The 15,644-nt window shown below is 48.9% G+C and carries 15 protein-coding genes; 4 read left to right on the forward strand and 11 right to left on the reverse strand.

From position 1 onward, the window contains the following. The coding region (locus ACSEMK_RS12320) for a carbohydrate porin (protein ID WP_435336544.1) at positions 1-616 on the reverse strand (616 nt) is incomplete at its 3' end. A 594-nt stretch (positions 617-1,210) separates the two neighbouring features. On the opposite strand from ACSEMK_RS12320, the gene ACSEMK_RS12325 reads away from it, so the two are divergent. Together ACSEMK_RS12325 and ACSEMK_RS12330 are read left to right on the forward strand one after the other, a co-directional pair. Continuing rightward, entirely contained in the window at positions 1,211-2,650 is a 1,440-nt protein-coding gene (locus tag ACSEMK_RS12325; protein ID WP_213795069.1) for an MFS transporter, read from the forward strand. Between the two features lie 43 nt (positions 2,651-2,693). Next, positions 2,694-4,373, forward strand: coding sequence for a glycoside hydrolase family 43 protein (locus ACSEMK_RS12330; protein ID WP_395226344.1), 1,680 nt, complete (start codon positions 2,694-2,696; stop codon positions 4,371-4,373). Positions 4,374-4,557: 184 nt separating this feature from the next. Here ACSEMK_RS12330 and ACSEMK_RS12335 read toward each other — a convergent pair whose 3' ends face one another. The 3 genes from ACSEMK_RS12335 to ACSEMK_RS12345 all read right to left on the reverse strand — a co-directional run bounded on the left by ACSEMK_RS12335 (position 4,558) and on the right by ACSEMK_RS12345 (position 6,373). Further along, positions 4,558-5,118 (reverse strand): Ail/Lom family outer membrane beta-barrel protein, encoded by a 561-nt coding sequence (locus ACSEMK_RS12335; protein ID WP_113373183.1) that lies wholly within the window; start codon positions 5,116-5,118, stop codon positions 4,558-4,560. Positions 5,119-5,282: 164 nt separating this feature from the next. Beyond that, entirely contained in the window at positions 5,283-5,462 is a 180-nt protein-coding gene (locus ACSEMK_RS12340; protein ID WP_213795050.1) for a hypothetical protein, read from the reverse strand. A gap of 8 nt (positions 5,463-5,470) precedes the next feature. After that, entirely contained in the window at positions 5,471-6,373 is a 903-nt protein-coding gene (locus ACSEMK_RS12345; protein ID WP_213795051.1) for a LysR family transcriptional regulator, read from the reverse strand. Between the two features lie 141 nt (positions 6,374-6,514). Here ACSEMK_RS12345 and ACSEMK_RS12350 point away from each other — a divergent pair, with 141 nt between their 5' ends. Next, positions 6,515-7,444, forward strand: coding sequence for an aromatic alcohol reductase (locus tag ACSEMK_RS12350; RefSeq protein WP_213795052.1), 930 nt, complete (start codon positions 6,515-6,517; stop codon positions 7,442-7,444). A gap of 115 nt (positions 7,445-7,559) precedes the next feature. Here ACSEMK_RS12350 and ACSEMK_RS12355 read toward each other — a convergent pair whose 3' ends face one another. The 4 genes from ACSEMK_RS12355 to ACSEMK_RS12370 all read right to left on the reverse strand — a co-directional run bounded on the left by ACSEMK_RS12355 (position 7,560) and on the right by ACSEMK_RS12370 (position 12,008). Next, on the reverse strand, positions 7,560-8,153 hold the full coding sequence (locus tag ACSEMK_RS12355; RefSeq protein WP_307858954.1) for a TetR/AcrR family transcriptional regulator: 594 nt from the start codon (positions 8,151-8,153) through the stop codon (positions 7,560-7,562). Positions 8,154-8,400: 247 nt separating this feature from the next. Continuing rightward, positions 8,401-9,270, reverse strand: a complete 870-nt coding sequence (locus ACSEMK_RS12360) for an aldo/keto reductase (protein WP_395226347.1) — start codon at positions 9,268-9,270, stop codon at positions 8,401-8,403. Positions 9,271-9,637: 367 nt separating this feature from the next. After that, positions 9,638-10,840: a multidrug effflux MFS transporter gene (locus tag ACSEMK_RS12365; protein ID WP_086631133.1), complete on the reverse strand. Its 1,203-nt coding sequence runs from the start codon at positions 10,838-10,840 to the stop codon at positions 9,638-9,640. Between the two features lie 376 nt (positions 10,841-11,216). After that, positions 11,217-12,008 carry an SDR family oxidoreductase gene (locus ACSEMK_RS12370; RefSeq protein WP_113373178.1) on the reverse strand — a complete coding sequence of 264 codons (792 nt, stop codon included), beginning with the start codon at positions 12,006-12,008 and terminating at the stop codon, positions 11,217-11,219. 147 nt (positions 12,009-12,155) lie between these two features. Between ACSEMK_RS12370 and ACSEMK_RS12375 the strand changes: the two genes are divergently transcribed. Further along, positions 12,156-13,049: a LysR family transcriptional regulator gene (locus tag ACSEMK_RS12375; protein WP_086630276.1), complete on the forward strand. Its 894-nt coding sequence runs from the start codon at positions 12,156-12,158 to the stop codon at positions 13,047-13,049. A gap of 33 nt (positions 13,050-13,082) precedes the next feature. On the opposite strand, the gene ACSEMK_RS12380 is transcribed toward ACSEMK_RS12375, so the two are convergent. The 3 genes from ACSEMK_RS12380 to ACSEMK_RS12390 form a co-directional block, all read right to left on the reverse strand. Continuing rightward, the gene (locus ACSEMK_RS12380) at positions 13,083-14,072 is read right to left on the reverse strand and encodes an aldo/keto reductase (RefSeq protein WP_316424055.1); all 990 of its coding nucleotides are present in this window, start codon (positions 14,070-14,072) and stop codon (positions 13,083-13,085) included. A gap of 26 nt (positions 14,073-14,098) precedes the next feature. Next, positions 14,099-14,950, reverse strand: a complete 852-nt coding sequence (locus ACSEMK_RS12385) for an aldo/keto reductase (protein ID WP_113373176.1) — start codon at positions 14,948-14,950, stop codon at positions 14,099-14,101. 206 nt (positions 14,951-15,156) lie between these two features. Then, a complete protein-coding gene (locus tag ACSEMK_RS12390; protein ID WP_087859403.1) occupies positions 15,157-15,639 on the reverse strand; it encodes a DMT family transporter in 483 nt (160 codons plus the stop codon). Positions 15,640-15,644: the final 5 nt, after the last annotated feature.

Genomic DNA, 15,644 nt, shown 5'->3' on the forward strand with positions numbered 1-15,644 from the left:
CGAAGTTCTTCACCCCGGCGCCCTGGCCGTCGTGGTTCATCCAGAAGTAGTCGTTGATCCCCTGTTGCGGGCGCTGGTGGAAGTCGCGGCCGGCCCAGATATAGGCGTTGGGGTTGGATTCAAGGACGTTGGTGACGCCGACGTAGGCTTTTTTCAGGTTAACCTCGTCACTCCAGTGGTCAAACATGACGTTGAGATCCCAGATGGCCCCCTGCGCGCTTTTGAATGCTTTGCTGATCTGGAATTCGCCGCCGTTGCTTTCGTTACCGAGACGGCCGATCGCCGAGGCGCCGTTATAGGAGCCGTCGACGCCGACATATTTCTGGTCGCCGGTCTGGAAGTGGGCGCCATAGCGGGCGTAACCGCTAAATTTCAGGCCGAAGGGGATCGCCAGGTCCGGCGAAGCGGCGGTGGTTTGCGGGTTGGTAATAACATCGACCTTTTTATTGGCCGCGGCGTCGATTTTCGCCTGGCGGTCGGCCAGCGCTTTATCGACGGCTTTCGCGACGATAGCGTCGATCTGCTCCTGGGTAAACTCTTGGGCTGTTACAGAGGTAAACGGAGAAAACGCGGCGATGACCGCCATAGTTAATGGAAGCTTTCTTATCATTGTCATCATTATCTCAATAGAGGTTAATTTTATTCAGGCAATAACAACCTCACTCTGGCCACGCAGAATATGTTGCTACTGTGAGAACAATTTAATTTTTATTTTGTACGGCTACAGAGGTTTTATACGAATAACGTTCTCCTTTCCCACAATTAAATTAATGATTAGCGCTAAAACAAGCAACGCCGCAGAGACTTGCCGCATGGATTTCATTGTATGGTGAACAAAACCATTAATCGTGCTGCACTTGACCTAAGATTGCGTGAACGCTCCAATATTGGTGGATGTAAGAAATGTAACAACTATGACACATCCTGTATTCTATAAACCGGTTGCTCAATTACGTTATTTCACTCAGCGATTGAGAAAACACTCAAATGTGAGCCATCTCGCAAATATCACTTTCATATAATCAACATCATAAAATCCATATAGAGTACAGAGATAATGCCAAACGACCTTTGCTTTGAGGATCACAGAAGTAAAAAAACATAATTAATTAATTTAAAAACGTAATAGATTCTTCGAGATCATTTGTGTCAGAAAGTGTTTCACATTCACACAACAAACCGGAGTCTGCTCAGAATGAGTAAAAACATAATGCAAAATCGCAATGATGAATATCATAAATTAACTCGCGGGGAACGTATTGGCTACGGTATGGGCGATTTTGCGCAAAACCTGGTTTTTGGCACGATCGGCGGCTTTCTTGCTCTACATATGTTGACGGTAAATACGATCAGTACAGCCACTGCGGGGTTCATTTTTCTTTTTGTCCGAATCATCAATGTTTTTTGGGATCCGATGGTTGGAACCTATGTGGACAAAAGGACATCCGCGGCAGGGAAATATCGTCCCTGGCTATTAAGAGCCGGCGTGCCGCTAGTGATCCTTTCCGCTTTGCTTTTTGCCCCTATTCCGGGCGTCAGAGGCTCCGTACCGTTTGCTTTTATCATCTATTTAGCGCTGGATTTAGTTTATTCCCTGGTCAATATTCCTTACGGTTCTCTTAATGCCTCTCTAACAAGAGACCCGGAGTCGATTGATAAATTAACCAGTACGCGAATGATGCTGGCTAATAGCGCCAATCTTCTGGTGTATACTCTATTCCCAATGTTCGTGCAAATGGCGTCACCAAAAGATCGTAGCCTAAAGGATACTGGTTTTTTTGGCATAGAACTCAATCTGGGAAACTATACCGACCCATCCGCGAATTACGCATGGTTCGGCGTCTACTCCGTTTATATGTTATTAGGCGCGGTGGCACTTTTTATTTGCTATAAATTCACTAAAGAACGTGTCGTTGCAACCGCAGAGCAGACGGCAAATGTCAAAGCAACCGATTTGTTCCTTGAGCTCAAAAATAACCGTCCCCTTGTCATTCTTGGATTATTTTTTATGCTGGCCTTTACCTTCATGTTCTTTATGAACACGGTTAATGGCTTTTTCAATCAATATGTGGTTGGTCACTCTGAGTGGATGGGTGCCGTTGGCCTGGTCGCCTCAATTCCGGGTATTGCGTTCCCCATTTTTTGGCCAAAACTCAAGAAAATTTTTGGAAAGAAAGGCTTCTTCCACATTTTCCTGGGGATGTTTATTGTCGGTGAGTTATTAACGTATGTCTGGTCACGGGAAGGTATGCACGATGCGCTGTGGCTTGCTTATATCGCCACATTTATTAAACAGTGGGGCTTAACCTCAGCCACCGGATTTATGTGGGCACTGGTACCTGAAGTTATTGCCTATGGCGAATTAAAGTCTGGTAAGCGAAATGCGGCAATCATCAACGCCATTATGGGACTCTTTTTCAAGATTGGCTTTACCATCGGCGGAGCCATTCCTCTGTGGCTGCTGGCCGTCTATGGTTTTAATGAAACCGGCGCACAACAAAGCGCGAGCGCTATCGACGGGATCATGATGACAGCGGTTTGGATCCCCATCGCCTTAGCGGTTGTCTCGATGATCGTCATGCAAATTTATCCTATCTCAGACAAACACGTCGGCGACATTAACCGCCAGCTTGATGAGATTCGAGTGTAAAACCAATACGAATTAAATTTTAAATTTATAAAGGTGTTATGATATGTCTCTTATCCAAAACCCTATTTTGCGTGGCTTTAATGCCGACCCCAGCATTATCCGTGTTGACGACACCTACTATATCGCCAACTCAACGTTTGAGTGGTTTCCCGGCGTCCGTTTGCATGAGTCAAAGGATCTGCAGCACTGGAATCTGCTGCCGTCACCATTGTCGACCACTACTCTTTTAGATATGAAAGGCAATCCGTCTTCAGGCGGCATCTGGGCTCCGGCGCTCTCTTACGCGGATGGCAAATTCTGGTTAGTGTATACCGATGTGAAAGTCACCGAAGGTGCCTTTAAAGACATGACAAACTACCTGACTACCGCAACAGATATTCGCGGCCCGTGGAGCTCGCCGATAAAACTGAATGGCGTCGGTTTTGACGCTTCACTTTTCCATGACGATGATGGCCGTAAATATATCGTGCAACAGACGTGGGACCATCGGGAGTACCACCATCCTTTTGATGGGATTACCTTAACAGAACTTGACACAACAACTTTAAAATTAATGCCGGAAACTGCGCGTACCATCTATCGCGGTACCGCGGTGGCGCTTGTTGAGGGACCGCATCTCTACAAACTGAACGGTTATTACTATCTCTTTGCCGCTCAAGGGGGGACGGTATTTACTCATCAGGAGGTGGTTGCCCGTTCCACGACGTTAAACGCGGACAGCTTCGAAACTGAACCAGGAGAAGTATTTTTAACTAACGTTGATACCCCGGACAGCTATATCCAGAAGCAAGGACACGGCGCTTTGGTTTCGACGCCCGAAGGCGAGTGGTATTATGCTTCGCTGTGCGCGCGTCCGTGGAATCGTCCTGGGGAATCAATCTATGATCCTCGCGGCTGGTCCACGCTTGGCCGGGAAACGGCTATCCAAAAAGTGTACTGGGATGAAGATGGCTGGCCGCGCATTGTAGGCGGTCACGGCGGTAAAACGTTTGTCGAGGGGCCAAAAGACGCCATTTATACCGAAAGCGCGAAAGATAATAGCCTGCACGATGAATTTACAACGCCAACGCTTAATCTTAACTGGAATACCCTGCGGGTCCCTTTTAGCAAAAAAATGGGTACTACAGGCGACGGAAAGCTCACCTTAATCGGCCAGGGATCATTAGCGAATACCCATGATCTGTCGTTGATTGCCCGCCGCTGGCAAGCCTTTTATTTTAATGCCCAGGTTAAAGTCGCCTTTAATCCTTTCAGTTACCAACAGATGGCCGGATTAACCAATTACTACAACGATCGCCACTGGAGCTTTGCTTTTGTTACCTGGAATGAAATTAACGGAAGAGTCATCGAGGTTGCCGAGAACAATCGCGGAAAATATACTTCGTACCTGAAAGATAATGCGATTAAGGTCCCTGACGACGTCGAATACGTATGGTTACGGACGAAAGTCAGAAAGCAGACCTATAGCTATGAGTATAGTTTTGACGGCGTCGGGTTTATTGAAATTCCGGTAGTTTTAGATGCCGCCGTTCTTTCTGATGACTATGTCCTACAGAGCTATGGCGGTTTCTTTACCGGGGCATTTGTAGGGCTTGCGGCAGTAGACTACTCCGGCTACGGCGCCTGTGCTGATTTTTATGATTTCAATTATCAGGAGCTTGGCGACTCGTTAATTGGCACAGATGTTTATAGTTGGGAGGCCGGGGAACGACGAGCTAATTAACCAGCACTGCGGCGGTTTAAAATCACTACAGGCAGGAACTGGCCTGGCAAGCCGGTTCCTGACCGACTGTGACACCGTCGGACTCCTCCGGCGTAAACCTGTCACCTCTGTTGCCCGTTTTGTAGGCGGGCAATAAAATTCTCCCGAGCGGAAGATCCGACCGGGAGGGAGGCTGTTTTTATTATCAGAAACGATAGCCAATGCCAACGTTAAAGCCATTAATTGAGTAATTACCTGCCAGGTCTGCTTGAGTTCCTTCATATCCGATATTAACGGAAAGGTTCTCCACAGGATTAATAATCACACCGGCGCCGTAAGCGAAAGAGGTCGATTTTTCAGAGATATCTTCATAATTAGCGGTAACATCTCCTGCATTTATCCATTTCGTCGAGCCTGTAGCTTTAACATAGGCCGCACCGCCCAGCGCATATAACGAGACATAATTGTTAATGCGGTACGCTGGCCCCACGAGTAAGGAGTAGTATTTCACATCGACACTATTTTTTATTGAGTCGCCATAGTATAAATAATTCTGCTCACCGTCGCCCTGCATATAAGAAAAAGAGGCAACGACACTTAACGTGGAGTTAAACTCATAACGATATTGCAGATTTACACCATTGATATCATCAAAGTCCTGCACTTTACTTTGCGCATAACCGATTGATACCGTATGATTATCAGCCAACGCCATGCCGCTTGCCATCGCCGTTGTCAGTAATACCGCCACACAGATTTTATTCATATGTATAGTCCCTTAACATTAATCCTTAAATATAATATCAGCAAATACATTACGCAGTACTCAGGCTTACTATTTGCGCTATGCATACTGAAATAAAACCACAAACAATTCTATATCTTTTTTCGAAAATAATAAAAATTAGGATTTCGTTTAGACGAATCTGACTATATAAAAACCATAAACAATGACGTTTTATATATTTTCGGAAGCCTGGTACTCTTCTTATCCCCTGCATTTTTTGCTGTTTTTTTAATCCCCACACGGATATCCATAGCGATGCATTTTTTTGCTTCCGGCTGCTTTCTTCTCACTTCAGCAACGTTAGTTTGAATCAGCCATGCCACGATTTTAATCATCCATTAATGGTTTGATGCAAAACCGCTCTGCTCCACTCATAAAAAGCGCGTACCGAAGGTGGAAGATAGCGGTTTTGCGGATAAACCAGAGAAAGCGGTAAATCAAAAGAGAGGTGCTCCATACAGAGAACGAGCGCTCCGCTTTGCACATAGGGCGCAACCAGATAGCTGGCGACACGAATCAAACCAAAGCCTTGTATTCCAGCCTGGATGTAAGCGTCAGTATCATCAACAATCAGCGTCTCTTTCATACGGAGCGCGCAGTCACCATCATCCAACGTAAAAAACCAGTCGGTGGTACGCCCGGTGCGATGATTCAGGTAGCCAACGGCGTGATGTCTTTGCAGGCTGTCTACGTTATCCGGTTTGCCATGGGCGGCAATATAGTCTGGCGAAGCCAGAACCATCCATCTGAAGTTCGCGAGCGGGCGGGCGACCAGCGTCGTTGAATCTTCGATCCTGCCGGCGCGGATCACGCAATCATATCCCTCCTGAATGATGTCTTCGACGTTATCACTGGAACAAAGTATCAATTCCAGTTCAGGATACTGATGCAGAAATGCAGGCAGCCGGGGAAGTATGCAATGGCGGGCGAGCGACTGCGGCATTCCGACTTTGAAACGGCCTCTGGGTTGTGCAGACCTGCCGGCAAATGAAGACTCCATCGTCGCAATATCAGCCAGCACCTTTTTACATTCATGATAGTAACGTCGGCCGTCGGCGGTCACGCTGAGTTTACGGGTGGTGCGTTGTAATAGTTGAATACCCAGGTACGTCTCAAGTTCCTTAACGACCCGCGATACCGTTGAACGCGGTAGTCCCAGCACTTCTGCCGCCCTTGCGAAGCTATGGACATCTACCACGCAAACATAGACCTGCATTGATTCCAGCTTATCCATATACCCACCGCGCCTGAACGCATTGATTATCCCATTTATACGAACAGTCTAACCTGCATTCATTGTCTTATCGAATACAGAACACTGACATAACCTCTCTCTACTCGCTAGTAACCGGCGATTTACCAAAAGAGGTTCAATATGAAAGAGCGTGATATTACAACGGGTGAAAAAGTATTAGTGCTTGGCGCGGGACAACTGGGCGCTGCTGTGCTGCACTATCTGCTTCCAGAGGTCATAGCGCGTAATGGCAGCATCTGCGTTATTGTGTCGCCAGGCGCCATGGATGAACAGGGCAAATTGTTTTCTGATGTTCATCAAAAACTGGCTGACGCGGGAGCTGAGTTTATCTCTCTTGATGTCGCCGCCAGCACGACTGAAGCGTTAACAACCTGCTTTATGAATTTTGAGACCATTATCAATTGCATGGGCTTTGTCGCCGGTCCGGGAACACAGATAAAGATCGCACACGCCGTCGTGGATGCTGGCGTTAACCGCTATTTCCCTTGGCAGTTTGGCGTAAATTACGATGTGGTAGGTAAAGGCAGCGGTCAGCCCGTCTGGGATGAACAGTATGACGTCAGAATACTGCTGCGGGCACAGAAGACAACGGAATGGGTCATTATTTCAACCGGCATGTTCACCAGTTTTCTCTTCGAACCCGCATTTGATGTGGTGAACCTATCTGAAAAAACCATCAAGGCATTAGGAGGATGGGAAACTCAAGTCACTGTGACATCACCGGAAGATATTGGTCGGCTAACCAGCGAAATTTATTTGCATCAGCCGCGGATCGCTAACGAAGTGCTCTTTGTCGCAGGAGAGACGACTTCTTATGGAAAGCTGGCTGAAACGGTTGAACGCGTGACCAAACACACCTTTGACAAGAGCGTATTAACACTCTCAGGCTTACTGGACGCCCTGCATTTAAATCCTGACGATCCGATGCTTCGCTATCGCGCGGCTTTCGCACGAGGAGATGGCATGTGGTGGCCAATGAGCGACACCTGGAATGTACAGAATAATATAGCGACCCAGGATATTGAAGCCTGGCTTAAAACCGTTATTTAACTCACACAATACTGTAGCCTGGTCCGCGACAACACCGATGCTCACGCGCAGTTTTGCGCCCCGCAGAGAGGTGTCGCGCGGACAAACCTTCTCACCCGCAGAAGCAAGGCCTGTATCACCGTGAAAGTACTTGCCGCAGCGCCACCCCCGCCAGGCGCACGGTTTCCAGTAACCGCTCCAGGCTATCCCCTGCCCGCGCTTTCGCAGAAAGTCCGGACATCAACGTACTCATAAAGTCAGTTAAGCGAACGGCATCCTGCGGATATTGCTCCGCAATATAGTTCCGAATACTCTCTTCGGCAGCAACATGCAATTCACAAGCCGCTTCACGTGCCTCAGGATCGTTGCAATGGGTTCCTTCCAGTACCAGGCAACCAGCAGCGCTCCGGTCGGCAACGTAGCGCCTTGCCGCCTCATGCAGAACATCAATCAAACATTCAACCACTGGACGATCGTCACGTAAAAGCGTCGCAAAAGGGATTGCGCCGGTGCGGCTATAGCGATCCAGTACGCAGGTATATAACCCAAGTTTACTGCCAAAAGCGGCATAGAAGCTGGGCGGGTTAATCCCGAACGCTTTTGTCAGGTCGGCAACGCTCACCGCGTCATAACCTCGCGAGTGGAAAAGGTGTTGCGCCGTTTCCACCGCCTGCATTGGATCGAACTTACGTGGGCGCCCTGGGGTTCGATTCGCTTTCGTCGTGCTCACGACATTACTCCTTGAAGACATGATCTTTCGAAGCATATTGTAATCGTTATTACAATATCATAAGAAACAGGTCTAAGGTCATCCAACGATACAGATGCCCTGAAGAAGTGGTGGGTTGGTTTACAACGTTCGGCTTACTTTTTCTCCGCGTTTTTGGCTGCGGTTCTCGCATTATTGCAGGCAGCCACTTTTGTACCGTGGGATAAATAGTACTTCGCTATCCGATCTCGCGCCCTTTTCTACCCGCTCAGTCATGGATTTTAACCCCCAGACAACCGCGAACAAATTCAGGATTAAAATGTTTCACCGCTTCACCCACATAGCCTAAATCCAGCGCGCTGATTTGCGCCATTTCGCTATCAGTCAATGAGAAATCCCAGAGGGAAAAGTTGTCTGCAATACGTTCCTGCCGGGTAGATTTAGGAATTACCGTGACACCGCGCTGCACGTTCCAGCGCAGAACAATCTGAGCAATGGTTTTTTGATGGGCAGCGGCAATCCCCTGAAGCATTTCATCTTCATACGGTTTATGTCTTCCGCCGCCTAACGGCGCCCAGGCTTCAGGCTGAACGTTATAGCGCTTCATGGTTTCCAGCGCGGCGGGTTGCGCGAAGTAAGGATGTAATTCGACCTGGTTCACCATAGGCTTAATTCTGACGGTTTCACAGAAATTGGCTAAGACATGCGCATAGAAGTTGGATACGCCAATGGCTCTCAATTTACCGGCTTCATAAGCCTGTTCCAACGCGCGCCAGGCGCTGAAATAATCGCCCATGGCCTGATGCAACAAATAGAGATCAAAGTATTCCAGACCCGATTTTTTCAGCGACGCCTCGATACCGGCTTTGGCCATATCGCCGTTGGCCATGTCCTGAACCCACAGTTTTGAGGTAATAAATAATTCCTCACGGGTACACAGCCCTTCGGCGATGGCCTCACGAACCGCGTCACCCACGGCATCTTCATTACCGTAGACGGCTGCGGTGTCAATAAGGCGATAACCGGTACGAATAGCGCTTAACACCGACTGCTTACACTCTTCCTTATCGGTGACCTTAAACACGCCAAAACCGACCATCGGCATTTTGAGGTTGTTACTTAATACTGAGTATTCCACGGCAAAGCTCCCGTTATGTTAAAACACCATTTTAGGCGAGGAACGCCACCATGATTAGCCCGTCATTCATGATTTGACCTATGCAGTGAATTCATAAATACAGACAGTTTATTTTGGTAAAAGGCGCCAGAACCCCAGGAAAGAATCAGGACTCATTGATCTGGATTATTACCCTGACTATAAAGTAAATGACAGAGATACTCACTCAAGGACCAACCTCTACGTTCGGTACGATCCGGCCAGGTGACCCCATTTCAGGGGTACCAGGAAATTAAGTTGGCGATGTCAGAAGCGCCGGAGAACACCACAGAAAAATGATGGCAAATAAAACGCGGATCCCCTGAAAACGCAACGGACCGTTCCGCCATCAATGCACTTTTCGTTTGATTACCATCACCAGGCTCAACAGTGTAAATACCATCATGATCCACGACATTGTCCACGGCGTGCCGTCGCTCATCGCCGAGAGCAACAGCGATGACACAATCCCGCTGCCGTACTGCAACGAGCCGATCAGCGCAGAAGCCGACCCCGCCATATTGGATGGCACGGTATCCAGCGCCGCCGCCGTCGATGCTGCGGCAATAATGCCGTTCATGGAGAAAAAGATAAAAATCGTCACGACCATCATCGCCATGCCGCCAGTCTGCATTTTCGCGCCAGCGGCCAGCACAACCGTTGCCAGAGCGGCAACAAGCGCCGCAACCCGCAACAACGTATGCAACGGATGACGCTGCACCAGACGGCGATTAATGGAGCTCAGTCCCATCACACCAATGATATTGATGCCAAACAGCCAGCCGTAATGCTGTGGATCAACATGGAAATAGCTGATGTAGACAAACGGCGAACCGGCAATAAAGGCGTAAGCGGCCACGTAGAAAAAGCTGACGCAGAGGGTATAACGCATAAATTCACGATTTTGCAGTAACGAAGCATAGTTGCCGAAGGCGCTGCTCAGCGGCGTTGTCAGTCGCTTTTCACCCGGCAGCGTTTCCGGTAACCACCAGAGCGCAATAAACATCGCCCCACCCAGTACCACCAACAGCCAGAACACGGCGCGCCAGGAGGCAACGGTGACAATCTGTCCGCCCAGTAGAGGGCCAATCACCGGCGCGATAGCACTGATGATGACCAGCGTCGAAAGCATTTGCGCCGCGCGCGTGCGGACATAGAGATCGCGGATCATCGCCCTTGCCAGCATTGGTCCGGTACAGGCACCAAAGGCCTGAAACACGCGCCAGAAAACAATCTGCGGCATACTGGAAGACATCGCGCATCCGGCTGAACCGATCACAAACAATACCATGCCGATAAACAATGGCACGCGGCGTCCGATACGATCGCTGATTGGTCCCCAAATCAACTGCGCCAGCGAGAACCCTATCAGAAAACCGGTAATGGTCAGCTCCACATTCCCCTGCAATTCAGAGGCCATCATCGGCATAGAAGGCAGATAAATATCGGTGGAAAGAGAGGTAAAGGCCATTAATGCGCCGAGAATAACGATAAAAAAGACGCCGGATGTCGCAGCGCGCCCGGCCGGAGAAATGTTTTTTTGCTTGTTCATAATGCCCTGATACTGTTTTGATGGGGAAAATCGTAAACGCGTTGCCAGCATTCATCGCAGGGAATAGATCAATGCGGCAGACGCTGAAGTTTTGTGAAGCCGCGACCCAACCGGGACGGGCACCGCAGACGTTCTGGCTGAGACTATGATCATCTCTTCTTTCCATCTGCATAATTTAATTGCTGAGCTGCAGATACGGTATTCGCAGAAATAAATCCTATGACCAATGTAGTAATAAGCAGTGCTTTCATCTCTAATGCCTGTTTAAAAGAATATATTTGAAACTGGACTCATATCAGGAGGAGCGTTCTCCGTCTGTATATTTAAATATACAAACCTCAGCTATCATAAGACTGCCCACTATTTGACAAAATTGTCAGGCTTTTTGATTGGTTAAATTTTTTAAATAGAAATTCAGCTCGTTAATAATGCACTCAGGTTCTTCCACGAGTGGCATATTGTCCATATCTAAAACCCCATCATTTTTTTGCGGATTATCCGCCTGCAGGTCTGCAAATAGAGGCGTAAGATCCTGCTGCGCTTCGCCTCGTTCAGCGACCAGCTCAAACGTTTTATTTTTTGCCGCGTGGTTGCCCAGGGCACTGACCAGAACCCGGGCGATTTGCTCCCGGGATATCACACCATCTTCTGGTGTTCCTGTATGGCGTCGATCCCCCTGGAGCATAACGATTTTGTGCTCATCATCATTGTTGTAATCAAACCAGCCGGGCCTGACGATGGTATAGGGGTGACCACTGGCCCTGACCAGACGTTCGGCACGCCTTTTCCAGTCATGAACTTCAGTGCGTTGATTCCAGGTGCTGAGCCGTTCAGTTACGCCTATCGTGGTCATTAAGGCGATGTGAACAGCCGTCTCCCTGAACATTCGGACAATGTTACGCACACCGCCGTAATCTATCGCTCTGGCGCCAATACGCCCCTGTCCATCTGAGCCGAGCGTAAAGACGATGGCATCAATATCTTTTGGCAGATCGATGAGAGTTTCAGGCATTGAAACATCGCCGTAAAATACCTCCGTTCCACGAGGAAGCAATTTTACTTTGTGCCTATTTCTGACCAGCGCAACGGGCTGATGGCCCATTTCGATAGCGATATTGACGACATGAAGGCCAATGCTTCCTGTTGCCCCCGCCACGAGTATTTTCATGATAAACCTTCTGAAAGTTCAGACTTATTTTCGATACAGTCAGAATATCAATTATCATTATTGTCAGTAATAGGGCTAAAATGATTGTGTCTATGAACCCCCTTCATGAATGCATATTGAAGGGTATGCTCCCCTAGGAAATCACCGATGCTCAAAGAAAACTTCAATGAACTCCAGATCTTTCTTGTGGTGGCAAGAGAGCGAAGTTTTACCAAAGCAGCGGGTAAGCTCGGTGTGTCTCAGTCAGCTCTCAGCCATGCGATGAAGGCACTGGAGGAAAGGCTAAATATCCGCCTTCTGACCCGCACGACACGAAGCGTTGCCCCTACAGAAGCCGGTGAGAGAATTATTGCCTGCCTTGAACCCCGCATTGCCTCCCTTGAGCAAGAACTGGAAGCGCTGGTACAACTCAACGGCACCGCCTCCGGTAATATCCGTCTATCTGCCGGGGAACATGCCGCGCGGAGCGTGGTATGGCCAAAACTGAAACCTTTCCTCAGAGAATATCCGGAAATTAACCTGGAGCTGGTGGTCGATAACGGTTTTGTCGATATTGTCGAGGGGCGCTTTGATGCCGGGATACGACTGGGTGAAAGCGTTGATAAAGACATGATTGCGGTGCGAATTGGCCCGGACATGCGCATGGCTATTGTCGGTGCCCCATCCTATTTCGCCACGAACCCTGCACCTCACACGCCGCACGAGCTACAACATCATCGCTGCATCAATATGCGGTTACCGACTGCCGGTGGTCTTTATCACTGGGAATTTGAGAAGGAAGGAAAACCTTTACGGGTCAGAGTTGAAGGACAGGTAACGTTTAATCTGCAGGCGGAAAGGCTTGATGCGGCCTTATCCGGTTTTGGCATCGCCTGTATACCTGAGGACAGGGTGCAGGACTATATAAAGTCAGGAGAGCTCATTCAGATTCTGCAGGAATGGTGCCCTTCCTTCCCTGGATATTACCTTTATTACCCCAGCCGCAAACAGCATCCACCGGCCTTTGCGCTGATGATCGATGCGCTTCGCTACCAGGAATAACGGGTCCGCCATTCGTGCGGACCCGCCCGGCTATTAACGACCCACGCGAGCCTGATGCTCAGGCGAGTAACGTTCGCCGACAATTTTAATTGATTCAAGCGCTTGGGTTATCTGTCGCAACGCATCCGACGAAAGAATGATGTCAGCAGCCCCCAGGTTTTCCTCCAGCCGGTGCAATTTCGTGGTACCAGGGATGGGAACAATCCACGGCTTTTGCGCCAGCAGCCATGCCAGTGCGATTTGCGCAGATGTCACACCTTTCTCTGCAGCCAGTTCACCCAACAACGAGACCAGCTTTTCATTGGCTGCAATCGCCTGTTCGGCGAAGCGTGGCACACGGCTGCGGAAATCATCCTGACCAAACGTCGTTCCTGACTTAATCGCTCCCGTCAGGAAGCCTTTGCCTAACGGACTGAATGGCACAAAACCGATACCCAGTTCCTCCAGCAATGGCAGGATCTCCTGCTCAGGTTCACGCCACCACATGGAGTACTCGCTTTGCAGGGCTGTGACGGGTTGTACCGCATGAGCACGACGGATGGTTTGCGCACCCGCTTCGGACAGGCCGAAATGTTTAACTTTGCCTTCCGCTATCAGGTCTTTCACTGTTCCCGCAACATCTTCAATCGGGACATCCGGGTCGACACGGTGTTGATACAGCAGATCAATGACATCCGTCTTCAGGCGGCGTAATGATCCTTCCACCGCTTCACGGATATGCTCCGGACGGCTGTTTAAAATCTGCTGCTTGTTGTCTTCGCCAAAAGTAAAACCAAACTTGGTGGCAATGACCACTCGGTCACGAAACGGTTTTAAGGCAAGGCCTACAACTTCTTCATTAAGGAAGGGGCCATACACTTCGGCGGTATCAAAGAAGGTGACGCCACGTTCAACCGCAGCGCGAATAAGTTCGATAGCCTGACGCGTATCTGTCGCCGGGCCGTAGCCGTGGCTTAAGCCCATGCAGCCGAGCCCAAGCGCGGACACTTCGAGTCCTGATTGACCCAGATAACGTTTTTGCATTGATTAATTGCCTCTTTTATCGCGACTTAAACATCCAGTTTGCGACCGGCCAACCATTCAACTCTGGCAGGATCGCGGTGTGAGAAGAAAGCACTTGTTGCGGTGTCGATAGCAGTAATCTGCAACATATCTTCATCACTCAGTTCGAAATCGAGAATGTTGATGTTCTCTTCCATGCGTTCTTTTCGCACTGTTTTTGCCAGCGAAACGATGCCTCGCTGGAAAATCCACCGCAGCACAACCTGTCCCACGCTTTTACCGTACTTCTGGCCAATCGCCGTTAATACGGGATGCTCAAACAGACCATTTTTACCTTCTGCAAACGGCGCCCAGGCTTCCGGCTGAATACCCCGGCTTTGCATCCACGGCACGGGATGCAGCTGCTGGTTGAAGGGGTTTACTTCAATCTGGTTTACCGCCGGGGCAACGTGGTTGAAGGCAATGAGATCGGCCAGTCGGTCAGGATGGAAGTTACTGACGCCAATGGCGCGAATTTTGCCAGCCTGTTGCAATTCTTCCATGGCACGCCATGCCCCATGGACATCACCGTAAGGCTGGTGAATCAGGTACAGGTCAACATAATCAAGTTGCAGTCGATTCAGGGAGCGTTCGAACTGGGCTTTAGCGCCTTCGTAATGAGTATCCTGAAGCCATAGCTTGGTCGTTACAAAGAGCTCGTCACGGGCGATGCCGGTCTGTTTCAGTGCATTCCCGACTTGGGTTTCATTCTGGTAAGACGCGGCGGTATCGATCAGGCGGTATCCCGTATCGATGGCATCGATAACGGCTCTTTCGCATTCAGCGGCATCAGACATCTGAAACACACCAAAGCCCAGCAGGGGCATTTCAATACCGTTGTTCAGTTTTACAGTTTGCATCACGTTATCCTTTGGCTGTTGTTCAGAAAAAGCATAACGCGAAGTGATTTATTCGATTAGATGGTGTAATTAGCTAGGGTTTATTAGGTATATTCATCAATTTGGCGATATTAGCTCTGGATATCATCAACGGAGCATTTACTTTTCATAAGGGATGCAGATATTTTTAGTCCGTATCCCTTATAGATGAATGAGACGGATTCTATTTAGCTCGATGACAGAACGTCTTGTTTTAAGGCGGTCGCCTTTACTTTATTACTTGAGTAAATGAAGAAAAGCGCGATACCTAAGCAGAGGATGGCCCCCAGACGACTCATCGAAAACGAAATGGATTGATTTCCCAACCAGCCAAAGTTATCGATTAACATGCTCATGGTTAACTGTCCGAAGATCACGGCGACTGTGGCAATCGCGGTCCCTATTCGTTGTACGGCTAAAACCATGATAACGATATAGGGTACGCCAAACATGGCACCCAGCAGTTGCCATTTAGGTACATCCATCAGTGTAACCAACTGTTTTGGTTCAAAAAAGAAAATAAGCAAAGCGGTGATAATTGCGCCTACGGAAAAGGTCAGGAACGCGCTTTTAAATACCCCTACCTGACTACCCAATTGTCCATTAATGGCCGCCTGAATACTCAACATGGAGCCGCCTATAACGGCTAAAACGATCATAATAAATGTCATAGTCT

Source organism: Klebsiella sp. K-3, from assembly GCF_051207495.1.
GTDB lineage: Bacteria > Pseudomonadota > Gammaproteobacteria > Enterobacterales > Enterobacteriaceae > Klebsiella > Klebsiella aerogenes.